20 protein-coding genes and 1 pseudogene are annotated in these 23,773 nt (G+C 65.5%); 9 read left to right on the plus strand and 12 right to left on the minus strand.

The genetic code is table 11. From position 1 onward, the window contains the following. Nucleotides 1–123 precede the first annotated feature (123 nt). The 3 genes from QMK28_RS23450 (at nt 124) to QMK28_RS23460 (ending at nt 2,052) form a co-directional block, all read left to right on the plus strand. On the plus strand, nt 124–1,164 hold the full coding sequence (locus QMK28_RS23450; RefSeq protein ID WP_326441195.1) for a S8 family serine peptidase: 1,041 nt from the start codon (nt 124–126) through the stop codon (nt 1,162–1,164). Nucleotides 1,165–1,243: 79 nt separating this feature from the next. Then, nucleotides 1,244–1,672 (plus strand): WXG100 family type VII secretion target, encoded by a 429-nt coding sequence (locus tag QMK28_RS23455; protein ID WP_326441197.1) that lies wholly within the window; start codon nt 1,244–1,246, stop codon nt 1,670–1,672. Between the two features lie 74 nt (nt 1,673–1,746). Further along, nucleotides 1,747–2,052: a WXG100 family type VII secretion target gene (locus QMK28_RS23460; protein WP_326441199.1), complete on the plus strand. Its 306-nt coding sequence runs from the start codon at nt 1,747–1,749 to the stop codon at nt 2,050–2,052. Nucleotides 2,053–2,126: 74 nt separating this feature from the next. On the opposite strand, the gene QMK28_RS23465 is transcribed toward QMK28_RS23460, so the two are convergent. After that, entirely contained in the window at nt 2,127–2,357 is a 231-nt protein-coding gene (locus QMK28_RS23465) for a DUF397 domain-containing protein (RefSeq protein WP_326441201.1), read from the minus strand. 420 nt (nt 2,358–2,777) lie between these two features. Continuing rightward, the gene (locus QMK28_RS23470) at nt 2,778–3,419 is read right to left on the minus strand and encodes a hypothetical protein (protein WP_326441203.1); all 642 of its coding nucleotides are present in this window, start codon (nt 3,417–3,419) and stop codon (nt 2,778–2,780) included. Between the two features lie 41 nt (nt 3,420–3,460). On the opposite strand from QMK28_RS23470, the gene QMK28_RS23475 reads away from it, so the two are divergent. Then, the gene (locus tag QMK28_RS23475) at nt 3,461–3,661 is read left to right on the plus strand and encodes a hypothetical protein (protein WP_326441205.1); all 201 of its coding nucleotides are present in this window, start codon (nt 3,461–3,463) and stop codon (nt 3,659–3,661) included. A gap of 228 nt (nt 3,662–3,889) precedes the next feature. On the opposite strand, the gene QMK28_RS23480 is transcribed toward QMK28_RS23475, so the two are convergent. From QMK28_RS23480 to QMK28_RS23490, 3 genes are all read right to left on the minus strand, one after another. After that, nucleotides 3,890–4,576, minus strand: coding sequence for a hypothetical protein (locus QMK28_RS23480; RefSeq protein WP_326441207.1), 687 nt, complete (start codon nt 4,574–4,576; stop codon nt 3,890–3,892). Nucleotides 4,577–4,767: 191 nt separating this feature from the next. Then, nucleotides 4,768–5,904 carry a hypothetical protein gene (locus QMK28_RS23485; protein ID WP_326441209.1) on the minus strand — a complete coding sequence of 379 codons (1,137 nt, stop codon included), beginning with the start codon at nt 5,902–5,904 and terminating at the stop codon, nt 4,768–4,770. Between the two features lie 44 nt (nt 5,905–5,948). Then, the gene (locus QMK28_RS23490; protein ID WP_326441211.1) at nt 5,949–6,722 is read right to left on the minus strand and encodes a hypothetical protein; all 774 of its coding nucleotides are present in this window, start codon (nt 6,720–6,722) and stop codon (nt 5,949–5,951) included. Nucleotides 6,723–6,776: 54 nt separating this feature from the next. Between QMK28_RS23490 and QMK28_RS23495 the strand changes: the two genes are divergently transcribed. Further along, entirely contained in the window at nt 6,777–7,340 is a 564-nt protein-coding gene (locus QMK28_RS23495) for a transposase domain-containing protein (RefSeq protein WP_326441213.1), read from the plus strand. Here QMK28_RS23495 and QMK28_RS23500 read toward each other — a convergent pair. The 7 genes and pseudogenes from QMK28_RS23500 to eccCa all read right to left on the minus strand — a co-directional run bounded on the left by QMK28_RS23500 (nt 7,330) and on the right by eccCa (nt 17,226). Then, nucleotides 7,330–7,995 carry a hypothetical protein gene (locus QMK28_RS23500; protein ID WP_326441215.1) on the minus strand — a complete coding sequence of 222 codons (666 nt, stop codon included), beginning with the start codon at nt 7,993–7,995 and terminating at the stop codon, nt 7,330–7,332. The genes QMK28_RS23495 and QMK28_RS23500 overlap by 11 nt on opposite strands. Continuing rightward, nucleotides 7,992–10,166, minus strand: a complete 2,175-nt coding sequence (locus QMK28_RS23505; RefSeq protein WP_326441217.1) for a hypothetical protein — start codon at nt 10,164–10,166, stop codon at nt 7,992–7,994. Before QMK28_RS23505 ends, QMK28_RS23500 begins: the two co-directional genes overlap by 4 nt. Before the next feature lie 42 nt (nt 10,167–10,208). Next, on the minus strand, nt 10,209–10,637 hold the full coding sequence (locus QMK28_RS23510) for a hypothetical protein (RefSeq protein ID WP_326441219.1): 429 nt from the start codon (nt 10,635–10,637) through the stop codon (nt 10,209–10,211). Between the two features lie 570 nt (nt 10,638–11,207). Continuing rightward, entirely contained in the window at nt 11,208–11,804 is a 597-nt protein-coding gene (locus tag QMK28_RS23515) for an ISAs1 family transposase (RefSeq protein ID WP_326441221.1), read from the minus strand. A gap of 220 nt (nt 11,805–12,024) precedes the next feature. Continuing rightward, a pseudogene (locus QMK28_RS23520) lies at nt 12,025–12,438 on the minus strand (transposase family protein); the annotation flags it as partial. Nucleotides 12,439–12,471: 33 nt separating this feature from the next. Next, the gene (locus tag QMK28_RS23525) at nt 12,472–12,990 is read right to left on the minus strand and encodes a hypothetical protein (RefSeq protein ID WP_326441223.1); all 519 of its coding nucleotides are present in this window, start codon (nt 12,988–12,990) and stop codon (nt 12,472–12,474) included. A gap of 282 nt (nt 12,991–13,272) precedes the next feature. Continuing rightward, nucleotides 13,273–17,226 carry a type VII secretion protein EccCa gene (gene eccCa, locus QMK28_RS23530; RefSeq protein WP_326441225.1) on the minus strand — a complete coding sequence of 1,318 codons (3,954 nt, stop codon included), beginning with the start codon at nt 17,224–17,226 and terminating at the stop codon, nt 13,273–13,275. 480 nt (nt 17,227–17,706) lie between these two features. Between eccCa and eccD the strand changes: the two genes are divergently transcribed. The 4 genes from eccD (at nt 17,707) to QMK28_RS23550 (ending at nt 23,762) form a co-directional block, all read left to right on the plus strand. Beyond that, a complete protein-coding gene (gene eccD / locus QMK28_RS23535) occupies nt 17,707–19,179 on the plus strand; it encodes a type VII secretion integral membrane protein EccD (protein WP_326441227.1) in 1,473 nt (490 codons plus the stop codon). Between the two features lie 281 nt (nt 19,180–19,460). Next, on the plus strand, nt 19,461–19,748 hold the full coding sequence (rpsO, locus tag QMK28_RS23540; protein WP_326441229.1) for a 30S ribosomal protein S15: 288 nt from the start codon (nt 19,461–19,463) through the stop codon (nt 19,746–19,748). Nucleotides 19,749–20,145: 397 nt separating this feature from the next. Then, nucleotides 20,146–22,368 (plus strand): polyribonucleotide nucleotidyltransferase, encoded by a 2,223-nt coding sequence (locus tag QMK28_RS23545; protein ID WP_326441231.1) that lies wholly within the window; start codon nt 20,146–20,148, stop codon nt 22,366–22,368. Further along, nucleotides 22,365–23,762, plus strand: a complete 1,398-nt coding sequence (locus QMK28_RS23550) for a M16 family metallopeptidase (RefSeq protein ID WP_326441232.1) — start codon at nt 22,365–22,367, stop codon at nt 23,760–23,762. Before QMK28_RS23545 ends, QMK28_RS23550 begins: the two co-directional genes overlap by 4 nt. Nucleotides 23,763–23,773: the final 11 nt, after the last annotated feature.

The following is a 23,773-nucleotide window of genomic DNA, read 5'->3' on the forward strand; positions in this document are numbered from 1 at the left end:
GCGATGCCGCTGTTCGCAGCTCTCGGCGCTTGGGGGCTCTGCCTCGGAGTGCTGGCACCTGGGGCAGCGGCCGAGGACATGCGATCTCACCAGTGGTACCTGGACAGGATGCACGCAGCTCGGATGTGGAAGGTCAGTACGGGCAAGGGCATCAAGGTCGCTGTCCTTGATTCTGGCGTTGACGGATCGGTACCTGAGCTCCGGGGTCAGGTACTGCCTGGGCGTGACTTCACCGAAGCCAAGAGCGGCGCTCCCCAGGACCGCGAAGGGCACGGAACCGATATAGCCCTTCTGATCGCAGGCAGAGGTACAGGGGGCGGTGTATGGGGCCTTGCGCGTGGGGCAAAAATCCTTCCATTGAAAGTCTTGAGCCCGAAAGCGCTCGGAACCAGGGCGATGAATAGGGCCATCCGTTCTGCGGCGGACAGCGGAGCCCAAGTGATCAACATCTCGGCGGGAAGGGCGGCGGACGAGCTCGGCCGGGCTGGACTGCAACCGGCGGTGGACTATGCGAACCGGAAGGGCAGCTTGATTTTTGCCAGTACCGGCAATGACGGTGACAGCACCAACGAGGTGATATATCCAGCGGCTCTCCCTGGGGTCGTTGGTATCGGTGGCGTTGACGAGAAGTTGTCCGTTGCGAAGACCTCGACTCACGGGCCTCAGGTCGCGCTGACGGCTCCGGGGACAGAGATCCCGGGGCTGTGCCTGGAGGGTGGGGGATATTGTGCGCTGGAAGGGACAAGCGGCGCCACAGCCATCGCTTCCGCCTCCGCCGCGTTGATCTGGTCCGCGCACCCGGACTGGACCAACAATCAGGTCCTGCGCGTCATGATCCAGACCGCTGTCAGGCCGGCCGACGGCAAGGTCCCCAGCGAATTCCTCGGCTACGGCGTAGTCAACCCGGGCAAGGTTCTTCTCGACAAGGCGGGAAAGCCCGGCCCGGCGGACGTGAACCCTCTTCATGCCGCACCGGCTTCGAAACCACCTTCACCCTCCACCCCCACGAAGAAGAAACCCTCCTCGCCGGCCTCTGCCCAACAGGCAGTGGCCGAGCCCGAGAACCGTGTAAGCGGCACGACGCTTTGGGTGGGAATCGGCCTGGGGGTGCTAGCCGTTAGCGCGGGTGCGGCGTACTTCCTCGCTCGCCGACGATCGGCCTAACTGGATCGGGATATACCCCTGTTGGGACTGATGGCTGTGACAGCTAGGGTGAGGAGCAAGCAGGACGCATCCAGTTGGGATGCGAATCGTCGTGGTGGGACGCGAGCCGCATGACTTCGCGAACCCGCCGAAATCTCATGGGGGATGGCGCAACATGGCCAAGCAGAAAATCGACTACGCGTTCATCAAGAGCCTCGAGGGCGAGATTGAGACCACGGCCGCGTCGATGACCAAGCAGGTAGGCAACCTGGCGACCGTCATCGAGCAACTGGCCAAGGACTGGACAGGCCTTGGCGGAGCCGCCTTCCGGAAGGCGCAGACTGATCTGAACGAAGATCATGACGTGCTGCGCAGGCTTCTCGACGGAATTCGGGAAGCCGTGCACAACACCAAGGTCGGCAGCGAGTCCAACGATGAGGAGGCGCGCCAGAGCATGCGGAACATCGATACCAACGGCTCGTCAGCCCCCGGTGGGCAGATCCCGGTCAGCAAGATCAGCGATTACTAGTGATCTGTCTGTAAAGGCATATCTCAGTATTGTTGGTCCGGTACTTTCCAGACTTATTCGCTCCAGGGGGAAAAATGTCGGACGACTCCGGCCTTGGCGTTCACTACGAATCGCTCGATAACGCGGCCAGGGCTATCAAAGAGGCAGCAAATGCTCTCGATAGGGATCTTGATAACCTGATGGCGAAGATCAGCCAGGTTGCTGCAACGTGGGAAGGTGAGGCGCAGCACGCTTTTTTGGATACGCATAAGGTGTGGAAGGCCAAAACCGACCACATGCAGCATGTCCTCAGCAAGGTTGCTGAAAGCGTCAGCAATGCGAACGGCAGCTACCGCGCCTCGGATGTTAAGGCGTCGAAGGGCTTCACCGCCGGCTACTGAGCCCGGAGAGCCCCACAGAAGGGGCGGGTGTGTCCGACGGGCGCCCGCCCCTTCTGCGTGTTCCGCGCGTTCCGTTACTTCAGATCGAACTCGCCGTCACGGGCCCCAAGGACAAACGCTCGCCACTCGCCCTCGGTATAGCGCAGCACCGTCTCCGGATGAGCGGACGACCGCATCGCTACCGCACCACCGGGCAGATACGCGATCTCGACCCGTTCCTCAGCGCTGCCGCCGGGTGCACTGAGCCACTCGACATCGGAGATGTCGAGCGCGTACAGCTCTGCCTTCTCACGGGTATCGGCCATCAGTCCAGGGTCCTCTCGGATGGTACGAAGGTGAACTCGCCCCCACTCATGCTGTGGGGGAGCTGAGCTGCGAAGGTCCTGAGCAGCGTCTGAGAGCAGGATACTCCGGCCAACGAGGCGAAGCCTGCCCTGGGTTGGCTGAGAGTGCTCGCGATGTGTGTGTACGGCAGCGCGACAGAAGGCCTATTCAGTACAGCCCGATCGCGAGCCAATACCACCGACACGGCGCCCGCCGCCCCGCCTACCTCCGCGACTGGCCCGGCCCACCCCGCTGCAAGCTCAACTACTTGATCTCGGGCTGTAATGCTGGAGCCGGTCGGCGAACTGCTCGGTGCCTTCCGCTCTGGGAACGGCTGACGCGCTGGCGGTGTGCCGCCCCAAGTGGCTGGGCCACAGCTCGGACACGCATTCGCTACGCGATCAGTGCGAGAGAGGCTGAGGAGCCCCCTTCGCCAGTTGTGAATTCTGGCACCCTAGTTCACCGGACACCTTGCTCGCGGAGGAATTGAGCAGCAGAATTTGATTCGCCGCGACCTCCTTCGGCGGAACATTGATCTTGTTTGTCCGCTCGAGAGTCCCATTGATAATGAAACTCTTGGAGGAGTCCTTGAGTTTGCACTGAAAATAAATCGATGCCAAGCGGTCTGACACCAGCGCAGTTTTTCCACTGCGGTAGTAAGTGAAATGCTTCTTGTCTTCCGCGTCTGAATCATCGACTGCCAAAGCCTCACGGAAGGTGATCTCCAGAATGTGGGCTTCATTTGTAGCCGACTTTAGCTTGCAGTACGGCGTGCCCAACAGCTCCGCTCCTTCCACCACTCCATCTGCTGAGCGCAATGCCTTGAGCACTCCGGAAGGATCGGAACCGTCATCTTTCAGACGACCGTCACCAGCGATCTCCTTCAGGGCAGAAGCGGACTCACCGCTCGCCGCGAAAGACTGGCAAACTTCTCCGACCCCACGCCCAGGAGGCTTTTCCTTGTCTTCGCTACCGGCACATGAAGCGGTGAGCGCCACGAGAGCGACGGACAGCGAGAGAGCCTTTAGCGGAATGCGCATCATTTCTTTGCCTTACAGGGGTCGGGGAGCGGAACCTCGAGCGCATGCAGACGACTGTCCAAGACGTATTTGGTCAGATCCTCGTGTATGTAATTCCGATCGTCAACTTGCGAACCGAGGAACGTTTCCATGACACCGCCAGTTGCTTCGCCTGCGAGCGGAATCATCACGCAGGCAGCCCCACCTGTGGCTGCTGCAACCCCACTCCGATGACGACGCCGGCGCTGAAGACGCTGGTGGTGTGAAGCGTTTGCGCAACAGACAAACTTGCGCGTCCGGTCGCTTCGAGCCCCGGCCGCACTCGGCCATCGCCTCATCGACCGGGGCACCGATGCCGCCAGCACACCCAGCGAGAATCCACTCCGGCAGCGGCCCATACTTTGCATTTCTGCTGAGTCGCAGTCAGCAACCTAGACGAGGTCCCGAACGAACTTCCACGCCACACCCCCCCAAACCAGCATGATCAAATTCAGCTAAGTGGCATTGGGGGGAACGGTGGGAATGTCGGGCTCATTCTTGCAGTCGAGCCCATCCGTGATGACTTTGGTGGAGTGCAGGAGCCGGGTGAAGTGGACTCGGGCATTCGTATCGCCAGTCAGCGTGTCAATCAATTCCCCCTCGAGGGGAACTTCATTCTCCTGCTTGGCAGGGGCACCTGAAATTCTACACACGACGTACACGCGGTAGTAGGCAGACTTATCGGACTCTACGCCGTGGACGAGTTTCACGTCAGAGTTGATCTGTGTCAATGTCGGCGTGTCGCCAAACACTGTTTTGGCACCGAAGGGGGAATCGAAAGGAAACAGCGAGGGGCCGTAGGTGATCGATAGTTGCGTATTTTGGTCATGAATGTCTGTCCGGACTCTGCATGCGTCGGATTCTGTGAACATTGGAATCCCGGTGCTGGCTGGATCCCAGTGCTCGATTTGCTTGCGAAACTGCGAACGTGCTTCTGTCGGATCGTCGGTGCTTTTGAAACGCGGCACATCCGGCTTTGAGCGCTCCGTGAGCCACTCCAGGCCGGATGTGCCCAGAAGTTCTTTGCAGATCCAGTCGTCGGCCTTGTCGGATTTTTCATCGGCATCTTTGGTGTTCTCTGAACATGCGCCGGTGCCGAGAATCAGCATGATCGCGGCGACCACGGTCGAGACCCGCTTCATCCTTACCGTCCTCGCACGTCATCGGTGTCAGAATATTCTCCACCCGCCGAGTATTCTCCACGTGCGGTTCTCACCATTTCACGCACCTCGTTAGCATTCATGTGATGTGCCTCTGCGTAATTTAGGAGCGGAATCATTGCAGTAGGTCGCGTCCAGGTAGACGTAGGGGAAGACGGTGTGGTCCAGCGGTGCTACGGCAGTTGTAGGTCGGAGCAGCCATGCTGTTGTGTGGAGTGCTTGGCGAATGCTTTGAGTGCGGACAGCTCGAATTTGTGGGAGCGCTTCTTCACCGGGGTTTCCTCACGGGCCGTGTCGTATACCTGCCAGAGTGTGAAGAGGGCGCGCTCGGTGGATCCGGGGCACCGAGCTGTTGCCCAGGCATAGTTGCGTTTTTCCGGGAAGCCGGACTTTCCATGGACATTTGAAGGACCACCGGCTTCCCGAAAGATCTTGGCGTAGGCCCCGTATGTTGCGGAGAGCCCGTATCCGGGCTCTCCATCCGGGGTGGTCAAGAAGCAGTCGGTCAGGGGAGCGTTCTTCTGAGATGGGGACTCCATGCCCTTTGGCACGCCGGCCTTTGCCGCGGCGGAGGCCAGGGGGCGGAGAGGAGCACAGGTTCCGTCTGTGTTGGCAAGAGGCTGAGCCGATTTGGCAATCACCCGACTGCCATCGAGGTTGAGCGGGTCAGTTGGGGCTTCCTTGATGGCCTTTCCCTCTGACGCCTCACAGCCGAATTTGTCTGCGGCGTGCATCGCAGTTTCCGTGGTGAATCTAACGAAAGCGGCGCGAATACGGCTCTGCCCGAGGCGGTGGCTCGGAAATAGGCTGGTGACGAGGTGGGGGCTCGAAAGTCGACTGTCGACCAGAAGGCTCTCATTTTTGCGGTTGCGACACGGCAGTGCAACCGTGGCTTGAGGTTCGTTAAATGAGATCGCCCCAGGCCAATCGCCTCCCAATGGGGAGGACCTGCCGATTAGCCCCAACATGTCGGCGCGGCCGACGAGGCCCGAGTCGCGGTCGGCGTCAGAGCCCCATCGCACATCGAGCCGGAGCGTAGATGAATTATTACCTGACGTCGTGATGGCACATCTTGTGAGGCTCCCGGTGCGGTCCTCATAGAAGTTACCTGCGTGGGCACGTTTACTGCTGAGTGCTTCTTGGAGGCTGGGCTGGTCCAACGTCCCCTGGCAGGCACTGTCCAGCGACACCTTGTCGCGCCAACTGTCATAAGCGCCGGAGAAATAGAATATTCCGCCACCGAGAACGAGTACAGCAAGGCAGCAGGTGAAGATGTTCCTCAAGAGGTCGCGACGGTTCTTAACTTTCATGGAGTGGTTCAGTCCCGTTCAGGAAGTTTCAGCCTGGCAGCTTGTCAGCGGTCTGATATCAGGTAATCCAGAGCTGTGTCGCGTCCCTCCTTATGTTTGGTCTGGCCGTCACTTATGAGGTATTCCGTGAAGTCGCTGTCTGCCTTGTGTCCGTTGCTCCTGGCCCACTCCACGATCATGGCATCGGATTCTCGCTGACCAGCGTCGAACTGATCTGAATTTTTCTCGGTCGCCTCCTGGGTGGCCTCGGCCACACGATCCTTTGTCGCCTCGTACGACGAGAAATCAAGGATTCTGTTTGCGATGTCTCCAGTTGCGATGTATTTGGTTGGAACAAAGTTCAGCGCTGCACCGGGTACCGCGGTAACGGCATGGTTGAAGTCATTCGTCCACTGGATTTTGTCGAATCTTTCATCGAAGACGATATCCGCACGTACGCCGTCGAATGCCCCGAGGGCTGCGGTTGTCTCCCGGATACGGTTGTGCGTGCTGTAACTGTCGGCGTCATCCGGCATGCCGGCGAAGACATCCTGGGAGTACTGCTTTTCAGCACGGTACATCTGAGCGAAGGCTTCCGGGTCGTCGGCGACTCCACGCATGACCTTCACTAGTTGTTCCTTGGGGACGGCCATATTTACGCTTCCGTCCTCTTCCCAGACTTTGTCCGTAATATTCCCGTACTTGGAATTGTGCAATCCGAGGGTCTCATGCGTATCCGGCGTGTAGTCCGTCAACATGTTCGAAATCGGTTTCTGAAGGTTATCCGGGAGCTTCTCCGCATTACCCGAAGAGTCCAACGAATTGATAGTCTGGTTCATAACCCTTGCCTGCTCCATGCTGTGCCCGCCCAACGCATGCTCTGAGCCCGGCACATGACCGGTTGCAGCAGATTCGAGGGCTGCCCCGAACCCGTGACGAACATCGCCATCCGAAGCATCGCCAACAGTGATCGCGGTGTTCCCGGTCCAGTTGGAAGTGTCGACGTGCTCCCACTCCCGCTCGGCCAGCAGGTAATCGAGGTTCCAAGGCCCGGGCAGTTGAAGTCGGTCGGGGGCGAGCGGTTTTCGGATCGGATCGCTCTCGGTGTGTTGACGCGTGCGTTTCCGCCTGAGTTGGTGGATGAGGTGGTGGCGGAGTGCGGGCGGGTCGAGAAGCGTCAACGGCAGTTGCCCGCAAGGGTGGTGGTGTTTTTCGTTCTCGCGATGTGTTTGTTCTCGGGGCAGGGGTACGAGGAGGTCGCGCGGCTGCTCACGCAGGGTTTGGAGCGTGAGCGCCGGTGGGCGAAGGGGTGGCATCGACGACGGCTCCTACCATGTCAGCCATTGCCGCACATCAGACCATTCAACTCGAACGTGACCCAGCACACAGCGAGTTCCGCAAACTCGTCGGGTCCCGGAAGTGACTCGGGTCGCGGGGCGCCGGACGTCAGCCGATGACCGGGGGGGCTTCGGGGAGGCTCGGCGCCTCGCAGAATTCCACTCGCGGGGCCACGAACCGAGCGGTTTCGGCCGCCAGCGCGGCGACCTGTTCCACGGTTCCGGGAAGGTCCTTGAGCCTCTTGTCCCCGTACCCGCCCACACCCGTCGTTATCTCCAGCAAGATGTCACGGTTCTTGCTACCGCGGCAGCTCACGAAGAGCGAGACAGCACTGCCATCGACGAATCCCTTGGTATCGCCCCATGCGACAGGGGCGTTGCCGGGGCGCGCGGCGTCACGCTCGACGTCTTCCGGACCGTAACCGTCAGGATCCAGCACCGGGAAGTACGCGATACTGATGTGCTTTCCACCTCCATCCAGGGAGCACTTCCACACCGACGACACCGATTCGGGGGAGGCGAATCCGTACAGCTTCTCTTCGAAAGCCTTTCCCCGCTCGGGCAGCAATTCCTGCACCGTGCCGCCGGGCAGGGCGTTGTCGCACACACGGTCCGGCACGGCGACCGCCAAGTCCTGGGACAGCGCGAACTTCCAGACACCCAGCCCGGCCAGTACGGCGACCCCCAGACAAACGGGCACGATGATCTTCTTGCGCCTGCTGCCCCGCTCCGGAGCTGAGGCATTCTCTCGCACGGGGCTTTCGCTGCTGCTCACTGCCGTCCCTGACCGTAGCTGTCCTTCGACTGTTCAGATGCGCTGCCGGCCATGGCCTTAGCCTGGGCATCGGGGACCCCCGCCTCGGTGGCCGCCGTATAGGTCGCGTCGTACACCGCGGCGGTCGATCCCGATCGCTGGGTCGCCAGGAACTCGTCCCGTTCCATCTGGGCTTCGCCGCTGGAGTCCCGGGTGTAGTTCTCCACGACCGCCGCGCGGATGTCGCCGATCACCCAGCCGGCGGCACCGCCCACGACGGGGAACCGTGCGAGCCCTGTATCGATGGCACGACCCGCCCACTTGTCCGCGGTCACCACGCCCTCGTTGAATTCCGCATCGGCAGCGATCTTGTCGTCATAGACGGCCTGAGTGCGCGATTCGGCCATGATTCCGGTAATTTCCGCACCCGGCGCCACCCGAACGTCGACCGCTTCCGACAGGACATTCCCGAGTTTGTCCTGGTCGTGAAACGCATCGTTGATGAGCTCGGTGGTGACGGCCTGCTGAGAGGTGAGGATCGCACCGTACGCATCGGGATCCTTCCCCACGGCCCCCAGGAAATTCGCCAGCGTATTGCTATGGGCGAGATCCGCGAGATCCGCATTGCTGCCGTATGTCGCGATCTCCCCCCTGCCCTGTATCCCGTCCTGGACATCGCGCATGTACTCCGCAGTGATGTTCCCGAGGCTGCTGTTCAGGGGGGATTCGTCCAGCCGGTCAGGGTTCTTCCCGTACTCCCCGACAATCCTGTTGACGAGCTCCGCGCTCTCGGCCGAGTGCTTGGGCGGTGCCGCGTCGGAGTCGTACGGGACACCAACGGTCGCCGATTCGAGGGCGTGGCCGAGAGCGTGGTGGCCGAAGGGCTTGCCGTCCTCGCCCAGAGGCCATTCTCGGGCGTCGTCGTCCTTGGCCACGAGGTAGTCCCAGTTGTCGAGTTCCTTGCCGTTCACCGTCGTCGAGTCGTTGAAGAACTCGACAGACGCTTCGGGGTTGTGACCGAGGCTCTCCATGAAGCCGACGAAGGGGTCGTCGGGCTCGTCCGTGGGCGGGTAGTTGAGGGTGGTCGAGTCCCGCCAGGCGGCCTCGGGGTCGCCAGGGAACTTTCGCTCGTACTCCAGCAGTCCCTTGCCGTAGTCGTGCAGGAAGCCCTCGTCGAACTTCCCCTTGCCCATCAGGCTGCTCATGACTTGGAAGCCGTTGGGACCCATCGTCAGCCCCTGGATTGGGAACGGCTTGTCGCCGGCCGCGATCACTTCCCGCTTCCATGTCTCCATGGCAGGGCTGTCGCTCTGGGTGGCGTTGGCGAGCGTCATGCTGAGATTGTCCTGGACTTCCGCCAGGATCTTGGCCCGATCGCCCTCGACCGCACCGCCGGGCGGAGCGGCCAGATCGCGCCAGAACTGCAACGTCCCGTCGGCGCCGAGCGTGGTGGCGAACCGCTCGGTAAAGCCAGGATTGTCGCGCTGGTTCTTGAGGGTCTCGTTGCAGCGGGCGAGGTCCTCGTCGCTCCAGTCCTTGACGTCGCCCTCCTTGGCCTTCTTCGCCCAGTAGTCGGCGTCCGCCTTGCCCTGCTGGTCGTCGGCCTCTTTCAGGCCGCCGGGACCGTCGCCGGTGAAGTCGTGCTTGTTCTTCGCGAGTGCGCGCAGCGCCCGTGCGGCGATGCAGTCGGTCTCGCTCGCCTCCCAGAGGACTCTCTTCACCCTGCGCTGAGCCACAGCGAGTTCGTCGTCGCTGGGGTTGTGAATGTCCGCGTCGCCCGCGGCGGCTCCCGACGGCACCGAAGCGACCGCGCCGCCCTTGTCATTGATGTAGATGTTGGTCTTCGCCACGTCGTCGACGACGGTCCGCAGATCCGCCTTGTGCTTCTTGAAGGCAGCGCTGGCCTCGCGCAGGATGCCCAGGACGCTCTTCGCCTCGGCGGCCACGTCCTGAAATTCGACGGCCGTCTTGGTGACGAACTCCCGCGACACGGTTGCGTTGACGCCCTTCCAGTCGGCGGCGTTCGTTTTCGTCTCCAGCTTCTTGGCGCTCACATCACCGTGGCCGCCGGTGGAGAGTGTGTCCAGGCGTCCGGACATGATCCCCCAGTCCGACACCGCCGTGTCCAGCGTCCCCAGGCGCAGATCGTTGAGTTCCTGCATGGTCATCATCGCTTCCGCCATGCCCTGCACTACCCCCGTATGCCGTTGTCGTCCACCGCCGGTCTGCGTGTGTTACTTGATGTAATCGTTGATCTTCGACACCGACATTTCCGTCTGGATGTGGACTTCGTCCTTCGCATGCTGGGCGCGCGTGAAGTCCATGTGGTTCGAGATGTGTGCGCACGCCTCCTTCAACGTCTGCGTCTGTGTATTCCACGCATCGTGCAGCTCGGTCAGGGCCGCGCCCATGTCGAGCCCGTCGTTGAACAGGTCAACCGACGCCGTGAACGTAGTCGGGCGCGCGAAGTCACTGTCCACGCGGAATTTCTCGCGCAGCTCGTACGCCACGTTCCCGAGCTTGCCCAGCTCGTCGTCGTGGACGACCAGATCCCCGTCCGCAGCCCCTCCGCCGCCTTCAGCCGGAAGCTGGTTCAGCTGCATGTTCGCGGAGCGCTTGTCCGCGGCTTGAGTCTTGAGTTGTTCCCATTCGTCCCATGCCACGAACTGAACCCTTCCCCGTGCGTTATCTCGATCCGGCGGACGCCTCCGCTCCGTCCATGCTAGCAACCGGCATGGAGCTTCACGGAACCGAGTCGAAACGGGTGCAATTTGCTCACATAAGCAATACAGCCTTCATCCTGGGGTGCGCGAAATATGCGCTTTGCGAAAGCACTGCACCGCACATGATCTTCATGACCGAGTCTCGATAATTCGGTTGTGCGGCCCCGGACGGGTTCCTAGGGTGTGCCGTACACGCTGAAAGGAGGTGATCCGGAAGTGCAGTCTTCTCGGACTCGTGAGGTGGCTGCGGGCTAACGGCCCGTCGTCGCACTCTGTGCACCTCGGCAGGCTCTCTGCCGAAATCCAAGCAGTCACCGACCCGCAGGCTCGCCGGTAAGTCCGGCCGGCCCCTCCGCAAGGAGGGACCAGATCCTGCGGGTTTCTGCGTTCCCGGGATGACGCGGATTGCGGCGTCACGGGCACAAGCGCTCCACGCGCCACGCCACGCCCTCGCCCACAGTCCCGCCCCAGGGCTGTTTCAAAGTCCTTTGATCTTGGTGTCGTTGCTGGTCAGGGCGTGATCCCGAGGATGTCGAGGGGGCGGTTGAAGGGCTCGTAGGACATGTGCCGGAGGCCGGCGGCGATGTTGGTGTGACCGTCTGCCCGGAGCAGGTTGATCGCGAGGCTGCGCAGGGTGGCCATGTTCTCCGGCCCGTATCCAGTGCGGATCTTGGAGGCGTCCTCGGCGAAGGTGACATCGCGCACGAAGTGGAGCCGGTTCTCGATGACCCAGTGCGACCTCACGAGTCTGGCCAGTCTCTCCGGCGTCGCCTGCCGACTGGTCAGGTCGGTGATGATGTAGACGGTCTCGCGGGTCCGCTTCCCGGTCTTGAGGCTGGTGCGGTGCCGGGTGATCCTCGCGGCCTGGGCTGCGTGAGGGAAGTCGAGATCGTCGACGTTCAGTACCTGCACGACCCTGGTCTCCTTCCTGCCGTGGCCTGTGGTGCGGTCGTCGAACTTCGCTTTCACCTCGCCCCAGGGCAGGACGCGCAGTCGCTCGTGCAAGGTGGGCTGGTTCTTCGTCACGGTGAAGGCGTAGTGCGCCTTCTTGGCCTCGACCAGGAACTTTGCGTGGTCGCGTTGCGTGTGCAGCGCGTCGGCGCTCACCACCACCCCGGTCGAAAGGCTCCAACAGAGCTGCAAAGCAGGTGATTTCATTGGTTTTGTCCGGGACTCGCAACTGTGTGACGGTGCGGCCGTCGCTGGTCATCGCGGCGAGCAGGTGCGCGGCCGGAGAGGAGCCGTGGCGGGAGCCCCGGGCGCTCTTACCGTCCGCGGCCACCGACTCCGCGCCGGCTGGATCAGCGCCCATCAGGTCGGCCAGGCCGCCAGGGCAGACGGCGGCGATGACGCGGCGGATCGTCGCCGCGCTGGGCGCGATCCGTGCGTTCAGCGAGGTCAGCACGCGTGCGCCGAGCCGGGCAAGGGTGTCCTGCGGAGCGTTGCGGGCCCACTGGCCGATCGCAGCATACGACCGTGCTCCGGTAACCACCGCGGACGCGGCGATGAGCAGCACACTCACGAACGGGTGACGCCGGCCACGACGCCGGCGCGGATCCGGCAGCCTGACCAGCCGCTCCGCCAGCGCAAGGCCCGCCGCATCCTTCGGCCGGACGGACTTCACAAGGCAGACGGTGGCAGACTGACGGCACATCGAAGCTCCGGTTCTGGACGGCGACTTGGCAAGGTCATCCGTCCTCAACGGGAGCTTCGTTGCATCCGTAGCGGGCCACCGGGACATCGTCACCGCGCTGTGACCAGCGCCCTCACTTGATCACCCGGACTTTGAAACAGCCCTGACCTGTGGGGCATGCTGCGGAAGGTTCTGCGCTTCAGAGCATTGCGCTTCAGATGCAGCATATTGCGCCATACGAGCTGCCAAATTCACGAGATCTTGCCGGTGCTCTCCTGATTCCGACTTGGCCGTACCGTAAGAGTTGACTAGGACACTGAGCGCATAGCCATTTCGTCTTCTGCCGTCTTCGTCTTCAGTTGAGCAGGGAACGAATATTGCCGTAGAGTTTGGAGACGAGAGACCTTCTTCGCCAAAGCGAAAAGATTTCTGTCCGTTTGCCTCGATGAGCGTATTCTCGCGCACGTGCTTCTTCCAGTTATTCAAATTGCCGAATTTGTCGATAACTGCGGAGAGGCTGAGAATACGTTTTCCATCGGCGGAGATTGCGCAATTGGCGTGCAGGCTGCCAATGCCCTTTGTCAGATCCGTAGATGAAGAGATGAACTGAGAATCAGGGATGATTCTTTTAAAGGCTGGAATTTGATCTGAGAGTGACATATTGTCACATATTCCAGTCCGGTCCAATTCAAATTCCGCAGTCGTAGTTGGCGATCGCATAGTCAGGCTGCCTGTGATAAATCCGGCTGCCAATAGAGTCGCGGCGCTACCGCACAGTATGGTGCGGTAGCGTCGACTACTCCAGGGTGGCCTTCCGGACGAAGAATTTCTGGACACAGTGAGTATTTCCGATCTATCCCATGGCCAGGGGGCTGCCGAAGAATTACTTGGTGCTTGATGGTCAGTTGAGTCGGCTGACGCTGCTCACGATCTTGCGCGCTCCTACCGGTCCGGCAGCCAGCCGAGCTGGACCAGCCCCGTCCCCCGCTTGCGGGAGACGAAGACTCCGCGCCCCGGTGGCATCGGCCGCGGCCGGATATTGCCCATGAGGTCGCCCTCGCTCGGATCGCCGGACAACACCACGCCCTGGGCGCCGAGTTCCTTGATGCGCTGCATGAAGGACTCGAACAGCGAGCGGTTCGCGCCGGCCGTGCTGCGGGCGATGATGAAGCGGATGCCGACATCGCGCGCGAACGGCAGATGCTCCAGGAGGGCCGTCAGCGGGTTGTTGTTCCCGCTGGTCACCAGCTCGTAGTCGTCGATGATGACGAAGAACTTCGGCCCCTGCCACCAACTGCGGTCCCGCAACTGCTGCGGAGTGATATCCGGCTTGGGAGCGCGTCGTTCCATCAGCCCGTTGATTGCGTCCACGTGGATTTCCAGCGCGGACGCCAGCGGCGCGTACTCCAGCAGGTGCGTCGCGGGGATGCCTTCCAGCATGGTGCGTCGGTAGTCGCCCACCACGATCTTGGCTTCCTCGGCGGTGTAGCGCTCCGAGATCTGCTTGGCGATGAGGCGCAGCAGCGCCGTCTTGCCCGACTCGCTCTCGCCGAAGACGACGAAGAAGGGGTCGGTCTCGAAGTCGACGAAGACCGGTTTGAGATTGGTCTCGTCGATGCCGATCGCGATGCCGCGCTCCGGGAATTCGGAGCCCTTGGGCAGCTGGTCCATGCGCAATTTGTGCGGGAGCAGCCGTACCGCGGGGGCGCGCGGCCCGGTCCATGTGCTGTTGACCGCCCGCACCATGGCCGCCGTCGCCTCGGACAAGCCGTCCTCGTCGCTGGCCGCGTCGATACGGGGAAGCGCACCCAGGAAGTGCAGCCGCTCCGGGATCTGGCCGCGGCCGGGCGCGCCCTCCGGGACGTTCTTGGCGATCTTGCGGTCGAATTCCGAGTCGAGCGCATCGGCGAGGCGCAGCTCCAGCCGGTTGAGCAACTGGTCCTTGAGCGCGGCGCGCACCTCCATGTAGCGCGCGGCGCTGACGATCACATGGATGCCGTAGCCGAGGCCGCGCGCGGCCATGTCGGTGACGACGCCTTCGAGCATTTCGTAGTCCTGCTTGAAAGCACCCCAGCCGTCGATGACCAGGAAGACGTCTCCCCATGCCTGGTCCGGCAGTTCGCCCGCCGCGCGCCGACGGCGGTACGTGGCGATGGAGTCGATGCCGTTCGCGCGGAAGTACTCCTCACGTTGGGACAGGACTCCGGACACCTCGGCGACCGTACGGCGGACCTTCTCCGGGTCGAGCCGGGAGGCGATGCCGCCGACGTGCGGCAGTCCGGCGATCGCGGTCAGCCCCCCGCCACCGAAGTCGAGGCCGTAGAACTGGACCTCCGCCGGGGTGTGGGTCAGTGCGAAGGAGCTGATGAGAGAGCGCAGCAGGGTCGACTTACCGGACTGCGGGCCGCCGACGATCATCATGTGGCCCGCAGCGCCGGAGAAGTCGCGGTAGAGCACCTCGCGGCGCTGCTCGAAGGGCTTGTCGATCAGACCCAGCGGTACGACGAGCCGCCCCAGTCGCGAATACTCGTGCGCCGTGAGGCCGCGTCCCTCGACCGGGCCGAGCGCCGGCAACACCTGATCCAACGAAGGCGCCTCATCCAACGGCGGCAGCCACACCTGATGCGCCGGCGCCCCCTGACCCTCCAACCGCCGCGCGATCACGTCGAGAACCGTGTCGGCCAGCGCGTCGTCGTCCGTACGGGGCGGGATGACCGGGGCGTTCGGGTCCGGGGCGACGTAGCGGACCGGGACCGGGGTGGCGGTGAAGGGGACCGGGCGGCGTTCGACCGGGAGTGGGCCGCTGCCGGTGTCGGGGGCGCCCGTGCGGTAGGTGCCCGAGACGTACGCAGCCTTGAAACGCGTCATCTCCTCCGTGCCGAACTTCAGGTAGCCCGAGCCGGGTACCGACGGCAGGTGGTACGCGTCCGGTACGCCCAGCGCGGAGCGGGACTCCGCCGCCGAGAAGGTGCGCAGGCCGACGCGGTACGAGAGGTAGGTGTCCAGGCCGCGCAGGCGGCCCTCCTCCAGGCGCTGGGAGGCCAGCAGCAGGTGGACGCCCAGGGAGCGGCCGATGCGGCCGATCTGGATGAACATGTCGATGAAGTCGGGCTTGGCGGTCAGCAGTTCGCTGAACTCGTCGATGACCAGGACGAGGGAGGCCAGCGGCTCCAGCGGGGCGCCGGCGGCCCGCGCCTTCTCGTAGTCGTTGAGGTTCGCGTAGTTGCCCGAGGAGCGCAGCAGTTCCTGCCGGCGCTGGAGTTCGCCGGTGATCGAGTCGCGCATCCGGTCGACGAGGGTCAGGTCGTCGGCGAGGTTGGTGATGACCGCCGCGACGTGCGGCAGCTCCGCCATGCCGGCGAAGGTCGCGCCGCCCTTGAAGTCGGCGAGCACGAAGTTCAGGTTCTCGGAGGAGTGGGTGACGGCGAGGCCCAGCACCAGGGTGCGCAGCAGCTCCGACTTTCCCGATCCGGTCGCGCCGACGCACAGCCCGTGCGGGCCCATCCCCTCCTGGGCCGCTTCCTTGAGGTCGAGCATGACCGGGGAACCGTCCTCGCCGACGCCGATCGGCACCCGCAGCCGCTCCGCGGTCGAGCGCGGCCGCCAGGTGCGGGCGACGTCGACCGAGGCCGCGTCGCCGAGGCCCAGCAGGTCGGTGAAGTCCAGGTTGGCGAGCAGCGGCTCGTCGTCGTCACCGCCGCTGCCCATCCGCAGCGGCGCGAGCTGCCGGGCGAGCGCCTCCGCGGCCTCCGGCGCGAGGGAGTCCGGCTGGCCGTCGTAGACCGTCGCGGCGGATTCCAGCCGCAGCCGGCCGGGCCGTACGACGACGGAGAGGCCGCCGCGCGGCTCGTCGAGCTCGCCCGGCACCACCTCGACCACCGTTACGCCCTGGAGTCCCTCCGGGGCGGCGAAGGCGGAGTCCGGCGGCACCATTCCGCCGTCCAGCACGACCAGCACATGGGGCTGGTCCAGCAGCGGCTGGCCGCCGCGGTTGAAGCGCGGCCGGCCGTCGAGCCGCCCCGCGAGCATCTCCTCCAGCTCGGCCAGGTCGTCGCCGAACAGCCGCGTCGTGCCCGCGCCGTCGAGCGTCCCCGGCACCTGCGTGTGCGGGAGCCACTTCGTCCAGTCCCAGCGGGCCACCGCGCCCGGCGCGGCCACCACCACGACCACCAGGTCGTCCGGCGAGTGCAGCGTGGCCAGTCCGGCGACCAGCGAGCGCGCGGTGCCGTGCACCGACTCCGTCTCGCCGGAGATCGTCACGTGGTAGAAGGCGCGCAGCGACACGGCCATCGGCAGTGCGTCCAGCGAACCGTGCGTGGCCAGGAATTGGTGCATCGCACCGGCGCCCAGCGGTTCGAGCTCGTCCACCGGCGCGGTGTCCGGCGCGACCAGCGGCGTCGACAACTGCTGCGGGCCCAGCCCGACCCGGACCTGCCCGAAGTCCTTGTCGCCGATCCGCCGCTCCCACACCCGGCTGCCCTCGGCCACCAGTGACCACAGCTGCTCGGGGGAGGGGTGCAGGTAGAACTGGGTGTCCCGCTGCGTCCGCGCGGTGCGCCGCACCTGCCGGCGGGTCTGGGCCAGGTACTTGAGGTAGTCGCGCCGGGTCTGCGCGCCCTCCCCCTGGCTGCCCTTGCGGTGCCTGATGATCTGGGCGACCACCATCGCGCCGGTCGACACCATCATCAGCACGCCCATGATCTTCATGAACGGCGCCGCGTTGGGCGCGAAGAAGAACACCACCGACGAACTCATACCGATCATCGGCAAGAGCTGCATCGCCATGCCCTCTTGCTGGCCTCGCGGCAACTCGGGAGGCGGTTCGAGTCGCAGCTCCTCGGTAGCCGCTTCGGGCGGCATGACCCGCGGCGGTCGTTTGACGACGATCTGGCTCACCGGAGTATCAATCCCTCAGTACGGGCGGGGCAGTTACGGGCCTGCAACCCTGTGGCGGCGGCCTCCCTGCGCGCGTCGGTGATCCTACGTGCAGGTCACCGCCCTCACTCCCGCTAAGGTGGCGCACCGCGGCTCGGCCGCGCGGTGCGACGAGCGCGTCCCGGGCGGACGCCGTCGCCCGGACCGATGGGACCGGCGGCACGCACCGCCCCCATGACGCCGAGAAGGCACCGAGCGAGACGCCGAGAAGGCACCCAGCCAGACGCCGACAAGGCACCGCACAAGACACCGACAAACCGAGCAAGACGTCGACAGGGGCGCCGGCACAGGCGCCCCGTCGACAGGGGCGCCGGCACAGGCGCCGACAAGCCACCCACGAGCGTCACCACACCCAGCGCACTCACACCACACCCGCACAACACCCACACCACACCGACCAGCGCGCGACGCGAACAAGCGCGACCTAGGGGGCCCCGCCAGGTGAGTACGACAGCGACAACCGGCTTCTGCCGAGTGACAGTCGTCGCACCGGACAGCAGGATCGATGTGGCTCTTCCGGACGACATCGCCGTCGCCGCCATCTATCCGGAGGTCCTGCGCCTCACCGGACAGACCCAGCCGGCGGGTGCGGCCGCGGGCTACCACCTGCTGCGCGGCGACGGAAACGTGCTCGACAGCGCGCGGTCACTCGCCGCGCAACTCGTCCTCGACGGTGAGGTGCTGCGGCTCCGGCCGTTCGCCGAGTCGCTGCCGCCCGCCGTCTTCGACGACGTGTCCGACGCCGTCGCGTCCGCCGTCACCCGCGACCGCACGCTGTGGAGCGACGACCTGCTGCGCGGCGCGGGACTCGTCGGCGGTGCGCTGCTGCTCGTCCTGATGGGCTTCGTGCTCTGGTTCGCCGACCCGGTCGCCCACGACATGCACAGCCTCCCCGGCGTCATCGCCGCCGCGGCCGGCGTGCTGCTCGCCGCCCTCGCGGCCGTACGGGCCCGGGTGTACGGGGACAGGGCGTCCGCCGTGGCGCTGGGCCTCGCCGCCCTGCCGCACGTGATGATCGCCGGTTCCGGCCTGCTCCCGCTCGCCGCGGGCGAAGGCGTCGGCCGGCTCCAGTTCCTGCTCGGCTGCGTCTGCGTGCTGGTCGTGTCCGTCGGCTTGGTCGCGGCCATGCCCTCGGGCGACGCCCCGTTCGTCGCGGCGGTCTGCGCCGCCACCGTCGGCACCCTCGCCACGTTCTGCGCGATCCTCACCGAGGCCGACCCGGTGGACACCGCCGCCGTCTGCGCCATCGTCGCGATTGCCGCCGTCGCCTTCCTGCCCGGCCTGTCCGCCCGCTTCGCCCGGCTCCCGATCGGCTACGCCCCGCCCCGCTCGGCGGCCGACACCGACTTCGACACCGACCCGGACGCCCCCGTCACCACCGGCGAGCCGGTCGACGCCGAGCGCATCGCGGCCCAGGCCCGCCGCGGCCACGAGATGCTGCTCGGCCTGGTCGCCGGCTGCTCGGCGGTCGTCCTCGGCAGCGCCGCCGTCCTCGGCTTCTCCGACTCCCTGTGGGGCCAGCTGCTCGCGCTCACCGCGGGCCTGGCGACCCTGCTGCGCGCCCGCCTCTTCCGCTACACCGCGCAGGTCGCCTGCGTGCTGGCGGCCGGACTGGGCGCCCTCGGGCTGCTGGTCCTGGGCCTGTCGCTGAACACCCCGCTGTCGGTCCTGCTCGCGATGCGGGAGGGCGACTACGGGCCGATGGACGTCCGTACGGTCTGGCTCGGCGCAGCGGTCGCGGCCGGCGCCGCGCTGTTCACCGGCATCGCGCTGGTCATCCCGAAGAAGGGCGTCTCGCCGTTCTGGGGCCGTTTCGTCGACCTCGCCGAGGGCGCGGTGCTGCTCTCCCTGGTCCCGCTCTGCCTGGCCGTCCTCGACGTCTACTCCGCCGCGCGCAGCATGACCGGCCCCTGAGCAGCCCCGGGCTCGAAAGTCGCCCCGGCCGGGGCGACCACCTTCAGCCGCCCACACCCCCGCCCCGCCACACCCCGCCCGAGCACCGGTCAAGCCAATGGCACCCGGCTGGTACTGTGGGTGACGGCCACATGTGTACGCATCTCGGCATGCCTCCGAACGCGAAGAGGGAACCGAGCGCCCGGAGGGCAGCGTCCATCGGCCCGCCGCCCGAGTCACGGAAGATCCCCTGAGTAAACGACCAGGGGCACTCGGCGGCAAGAACTTACGAGGAGTACCGCGTGCCGCTCGACGCCGCAACAAAGAAGCAGCTCATGACCGAGTTCGCCACCAAGGAGGGCGACACCGGTTCCCCCGAGGTTCAGGTCGCGATGCTCTCCCGCCGTATCTCGGACCTGACCGAGCACCTCAAGGTCCACAAGCACGACCACCACTCCCGCCGTGGTCTGCTGCTGCTCGTCGGCCAGCGTCGCCGCCTGCTGCAGTACCTGGCCAAGCGCGACATCACACGCTTCCGTGCCCTGGTCGAGCGCCTGGGCATCCGCCGCGGTGCGGCCGGCGCCAAGTAGTACGCCGTTATGGGGAGCGGTTCCCGCCTGAGGGGGCCGCTCCCTTTGCCGTACGCACCGATGGTGCCGCGCGCACCGCATGTATTGCGGGCGCCGCACCGACCGGACTATCAGCCGTCGTGACGACGGCCGAAGCTTTGTAGTCTGGTTTCACCACGCATGACAGAACGAGGGGGAGCGCCCTCCTCACCGCCGAATCGACGCCGCAGGCGCCGGTCCTCGGTAGTGGCCCCCGGAGCCGCGCGGCCAGTACGAGCCACAGAGGCGTACGTACGGCCCGCGCTTCCCGGAGGCTTCGATCGAAGACCGGCCCGGCCGACGAGACCCGGCGCGCGGGGCGCTCCTTCGCACACGTCCCCGCCACACGGGCGAGGACGCAGACGAGGAGATTTTCCTGGTGGAGAACGAGACCCACTACGCCGAAGCCGTCATCGACAATGGCACCTTCGGTACCCGCACCATCCGCTTTGAGACCGGCCGTCTGGCCCGTCAGGCCGCCGGCTCCGCCGTCGCCTACCTGGACGACGACACCATGGTGCTGTCGGCCACGAGCGCCTCGAAGCGCCCCAAGGAGAACCTCGACTTCTTCCCCCTCACGGTGGACGTCGAGGAGCGCATGTACGCGGCCGGCCGGATTCCCGGCTCGTTCTTCCGCCGCGAGGGCCGCCCCTCCGAGGACGCGATTCTCACCTGTCGCCTGATCGACCGCCCGCTGCGCCCGTCCTTCGCCAAGGGCCTGCGCAACGAGATCCAGGTCGTTTGCACGATCATGGCGCTCAACCCGGACGACCTGTACGACGTCGTGGCGATCAACGCCGCGTCCGCGTCCACGCAGCTCGCGGGCCTGCCCTTCTCCGGTCCGATCGGCGGCGTCCGCGTCGCGCTGATCCGCGGCCAGTGGGTGGCTTTCCCGAAGCACTCCGAGCTCGACGAAGCCGTCTTCGACATGGTCGTCGCCGGCCGTGCGCTCGACGACGGTGACGTCGCGATCATGATGGTCGAGGCCGAAGCGACGGTTAAGACCATCGCGCTGGTCGAGGGCGGCGCCGAGGCGCCGACCGAGGAGATCGTGGCCGCCGGCCTCGAAGCCTCCAAGCCGTTCATCAAGGCCCTGTGCAAGGCGCAGTCCGAGCTCGCGGCCAAGGCCGCGAAGCCGACCGCCGAGTTCCCGCGCTTCCTGGACTACCAGGACGACGTGTTCGAGGCCCTGACCGCCGCCGTCGCCGGTGAGCTCGGCCAGGCCCTGACCATCGCGGGCAAGCAGGAGCGCGAGTCCGAGCTGGACCGCGTCAAGGACATCGCCGCCGAGCAGCTCCTCCCGAAGTTCGAGGGCCGCGAGAAGGAGATCTCCGCCGCGTACCGCTCGCTGACCAAGAAGCTGGTCCGCGAGCGCGTCATCAAGGACAAGGTCCGCATCGACGGCCGCGGCGTCACGGACATCCGTACGCTGGCCGCCGAGGTCGAGGCCATCCCGCGGGTCCACGGTTCCGCCCTGTTCGAGCGCGGCGAGACCCAGATCCTGGGTGTCACCACGCTGAACATGCTCCGCATGGAGCAGCAGATGGACACGCTGGCGCCCGAGACGCGCAAGCGCTACATGCACAACTACAACTTCCCGCCGTACTCGGTCGGCGAGACCGGCCGCGTGGGTTCGCCCAAGCGCCGCGAGATCGGTCACGGCGCGCTGGCCGAGCGGGCGATCCTGCCCGTGCTGCCGTCCCGCGAGGACTTCCCGTACGCGATCCGTCAGGTCTCCGAGGCGCTCAGCTCCAACGGTTCGACCTCGATGGGCTCGGTCTGCGCCTCGACCATGTCGCTGCTGAACGCCGGTGTGCCGCTCAAGGCCCCCGTCGCCGGTATCGCCATGGGCCTCATCTCGCAGGAGATCGACGGTGAGACGCACTACGTCGCACTGACCGACATCCTGGGCGCCGAGGACGCGTTCGGCGACATGGACTTCAAGGTCGCCGGTACGAAGCAGTTCGTCACCGCGCTTCAGCTCGACACCAAGCTCGACGGCATCCCCGCCTCGGTCCTGGCCGCCGCGCTCAAGCAGGCCCGCGACGCACGCCTCCACATCCTCGATGTGATGAACGAGGCCATCGACGTCCCGGACGAGATGTCCCCCAACGCCCCGCGGATCATCAGCATCAAGATCCCGGTGGACAAGATCGGTGAGGTCATCGGCCCGAAGGGCAAGATGATCAACCAGATCCAGGAGGACACCGGCGCCGACATCTCCATCGAGGACGACGGCACGGTCCTGATCGGCGCGACGGAGGGCTCGCAGGCCGAGGCCGCCCGTACGACGATCAACCAGATCGCCAACCCGACCATGCCGGAGGTCGGCGAGCGTTACCTGGGTACGGTCGTCAAGACCACCACCTTCGGTGCCTTCGTCTCCCTCATGCCGGGCAAGGACGGTCTGCTGCACATCTCGCAGATCCGCAAGCTGGCCGGCGGCAAGCGGGTCGAGAACGTCGAGGACGTGCTCGCCGTGGGCTCCAAGGTCCAGGTCGAGATCGCCGAGATCGACTCGCGCGGCAAGCTCTCGCTGACTCCGGTCGTCGAGGGCGAGGACGAGGAAGCGGACGAGTCGAAGGACGAAGCCGCCAAGTGACCTCACGCACTGGTGAGACGGCCCGTCCCTCTTCGGAGGGGCGGGCCGTCCCCCGTCAGCGCTCCCCCAGGGCGAGCACCCAGACCCTCATCAAGGGCGTGAACGGTATCGGCACGGTCCGCAGGACGACTCTCCCCGGCGGTCTGCGGGTGGTCACCGAGAGTCTGCCCTCGGTCCGCTCCGCGACCTTCGGCATCTGGGCCAACGTCGGCTCCCGCGACGAGACCCCGGCGCTGAACGGCGCCACCCACTACCTCGAACACCTGCTCTTCAAGGGCACCAGGCAGCGCAGCGCACTCGACATCTCCTCCGCGATCGACGCGGTCGGCGGCGAGATGAACGCCTTCACGGCGAAGGAGTTCACCTGCTACTACGCGCGGGTGCTCGACACCGATCTGCCGCTCGCCATCGACATCGTGTGCGACATGCTGACCGGCTCGCTGATCAAGGCCGCGGACGTCGACGCCGAGCGCGGCGTCATCCTCGAAGAGATCGCGATGACCGAGGACGACCCGGGCGACTGCGTGCACGACCTGTTCGCGCACACGATGCTCGGCGACACCCCGCTCGGCCGCCCGGTGCTGGGCACCGTCGAGACGGTCAACGCGCTGAACGCCGAGCGGATCTCCCGCTTCTACAAGAAGCACTACGACCCGACCCGGCTGGTCGTCGCCGCCGCGGGCAACGTCGACCACGACAAGGTCGTACGCCAGGTCCGCGCGGCCTTCGACCGCGCGGGCGCGCTCTTTGACGGGGACGCGCTGCCGGCCGACCCGCGTACGGGCGCCCGTACGATCCGCACCGCAGGCCGCGTCGAGCTGCTGAACCGCAAGACCGAGCAGGCGCACGTCGTGCTCGGGATGCCCGGCCTGTCGCGTACCGACGAGCGCCGCTGGGCGCTCGGCGTGCTCAGCACCGCCCTCGGCGGCGGCATGAGCTCCCGGCTCTTCCAGGAGATCAGGGAGAAGCGCGGGCTCGCCTACTCCGTCTACTCCTACACCCAGGCCTTCGCCGACTGCGGCCTGTTCGGCGTCTACGCCGGCTGCCGTCCGAGCCAGGTGCACGACGTGCTCAAGATCTGCCGCGACGAACTCGACCAGGTCGTCGCCAACGGTCTGACCGACGAGGAGCTGAGCCGCGCGGTGGGCCAGCTCTCCGGTTCCACGGTGCTGGGCCTGGAGGACACCGGCGCGTTGATGAACCGCATCGGCAAGAGCGAACTGTGCTGGGGCGAGCAACTGTCCGTCGACGACATGCTGCGACGGATCTCCGAAGTCACCCCCGACGAGATCCGCGAGGTGGCCGCCGAAGTGCTGGGCCACCAGCCCTCGCTGTCGGTCATCGGTCCGCTGAAGGAGAAGCAGGCGGCCCGGCTGGACGACGCCGTCGCCTGACCGCCAACGGG

Origin of the sequence: Streptomyces sp. H27-D2 (assembly GCF_035828615.1) — a bacterium.
GTDB lineage: Bacteria > Actinomycetota > Actinomycetes > Streptomycetales > Streptomycetaceae > Streptomyces.

Excerpts from the sequence above, each read along its gene's own strand:
- QMK28_RS23450 (WP_326441195.1), top strand. The coding sequence starts at position 124 with ATGTGGAAGGTCAGTACGGGCAAGGGCATCAAGGTCGCTGTCCTTGAT.
- QMK28_RS23455 (WP_326441197.1), top strand. The coding sequence starts at position 1,244 with ATGCGAATCGTCGTGGTGGGACGCGAGCCGCATGACTTCGCGAACCCG.
- QMK28_RS23460 (WP_326441199.1), top strand. The coding sequence starts at position 1,747 with ATGTCGGACGACTCCGGCCTTGGCGTTCACTACGAATCGCTCGATAAC.
- QMK28_RS23465 (WP_326441201.1), bottom strand. The coding sequence starts at position 2,357 with ATGGCCGATACCCGTGAGAAGGCAGAGCTGTACGCGCTCGACATCTCC.
- QMK28_RS23470 (WP_326441203.1), bottom strand. The coding sequence starts at position 3,419 with ATGATGCGCATTCCGCTAAAGGCTCTCTCGCTGTCCGTCGCTCTCGTG.
- QMK28_RS23475 (WP_326441205.1), top strand. The coding sequence starts at position 3,461 with ATGCAGACGACTGTCCAAGACGTATTTGGTCAGATCCTCGTGTATGTA.
- QMK28_RS23480 (WP_326441207.1), bottom strand. The coding sequence starts at position 4,576 with ATGAAGCGGGTCTCGACCGTGGTCGCCGCGATCATGCTGATTCTCGGC.
- QMK28_RS23485 (WP_326441209.1), bottom strand. The coding sequence starts at position 5,904 with ATGAAAGTTAAGAACCGTCGCGACCTCTTGAGGAACATCTTCACCTGC.
- QMK28_RS23490 (WP_326441211.1), bottom strand. The coding sequence starts at position 6,722 with ATGAACCAGACTATCAATTCGTTGGACTCTTCGGGTAATGCGGAGAAG.
- QMK28_RS23495 (WP_326441213.1), top strand. The coding sequence starts at position 6,777 with ATGACCGGTTGCAGCAGATTCGAGGGCTGCCCCGAACCCGTGACGAAC.
- QMK28_RS23525 (WP_326441223.1), bottom strand. The coding sequence starts at position 12,990 with ATGTCACTCTCAGATCAAATTCCAGCCTTTAAAAGAATCATCCCTGAT.